A 1,449-nucleotide genomic window follows, 5' to 3' on the forward strand; every position below is an offset into this window, starting at 1 on the left:
CTAGTAGGGCTTGGTCATCTTCACTTGGGCATGCGTGTCTACTGCTCTGCGAGTGTCGTTGGAGTGGTGTGACACCTGAGGAGATGGCCTCGGTCCGGGAGGACCTGGAGGCGTTTGCGGCGGAGTTGTTCGAGGGGTTCTTCCGTGCGGATCAGCGGCGGTGGGGGCAGGCGTATGTGCGCGGGTTGCTTTTGGACGGGCGGCGTAAGTCGGTGGAGCCGATGGCGGCCCGCCTCGGCGAGGACGGTAACCGTCAGGCGCTGGCGCACTTCATCACCTCCAGCCCGTGGGATCCGGTACATGTGCGGGCCCGGCTGGCCTGGACGATGCATGAGGCGATCGGGGCGGAAGCGTTGATCATCGACGACACCGGCTTCCTGAAGGACGGGGACGCCTCGGCGTGCGTGTCGCGGCAGTACACCGGCACCGCGGGCAAGGTCACCAAGTGCCAGGTCGGGGTGTCGCTGCATCTGGCCCGGGATCACGCCTCGGCCGCGGTGAACTGGCGGCTGTTTATGCCCGCATCCTGGGATCCCGCCTCCCCGGAGGCGGACTGGGACAAGGTCGCCCGCCGCACCCGCTGCGGCATTCCCGCAGGAGCGGGGCATGTGGAGAAGTGGCAGCTGGCCCTGGACATGATCGACGAGACCCGGTCGTGGGGCATCGACGTTCCGCTGGTCGTCGCGGACGCCGGATACGGGGATGCCGCCGCCTTCCGCCACGGCCTGGAAGAACGCAACCTGCCCTATGCGGTGGGCATTTCCTCCCGCCACACCGCTCATCCTGCCGACGCCCGGCCCGTCCAGCCCGCCTACGCGGGCACCGGCCGGCCACCGACAATGCAGTATCCCGACCCTGCGCAGGCCGTGAAAGACCTGGTCACCGCGGCAGGGCGGGCGGCTGCGAGGCCGGTGTCCTGGCGGGAAGGCTCCCGGCCGGGCAAGTCGATCAGCGGCTTCAAACGCATGCACTCGCGGTTCGTGGCCCTGCGCATCCGCCCCGCCGGACGCGCAGTCCGTCAGGCCAACAATGGCCCTGAACTGCCCGAACGCTGGCTGCTGGCCGAGTGGCCCGCCACCGAACCCGAACCGGTGCAGTTCTGGCTGGCGAACCTGCCCTCCGGAATGCCCCTGGCCACTTTGGTGCGGCTGGCCAAGCTGCGCTGGCGCATCGAACACGACTACCGCGAGATGAAACAGGCCCTGGGACTGGCCCACTTCGAAGGCCGCACCTGGAACGGCTGGCACCACCATGTCACCCTCGTCTCCGCCGCCCACGCCTTCTGCACCCTGCAACGACTGGCACGAGACCCAAAAGACACGGTGCAGGTCTGAGCCTCTACCGAATCGTCCGCGAACTACAGACACTCCTCGCCACCTGGGCCGGCGCCTGCCCCACCTGCCACCGCAACATACCCACCCCCATGCGAACCTGACCAAGCCCTACTAG

At 68.2% G+C, this 1,449-nt stretch carries 1 protein-coding gene; it reads left to right on the forward strand.

The features are described 5' to 3' along the window. Positions 1-83: 83 nt before the first annotated feature. Complete coding sequence (locus ACIPFH_RS43065) at positions 84-1,334, forward strand: IS701 family transposase (RefSeq protein WP_401835617.1); 1,251 nt, start codon at positions 84-86, stop codon at positions 1,332-1,334. Positions 1,335-1,449 lie beyond the last annotated feature (115 nt).

This window comes from Streptomyces sp. NPDC088157, from assembly GCF_044741545.1.
GTDB lineage: Bacteria > Actinomycetota > Actinomycetes > Streptomycetales > Streptomycetaceae > Streptomyces.

What these genes read in the sequence shown, in the direction of transcription:
- ACIPFH_RS43065 (WP_401835617.1), top strand. Translation starts at nt 84, where the DNA reads ATGGCCTCGGTCCGGGAGGACCTGGAGGCGTTTGCGGCGGAGTTGTTC.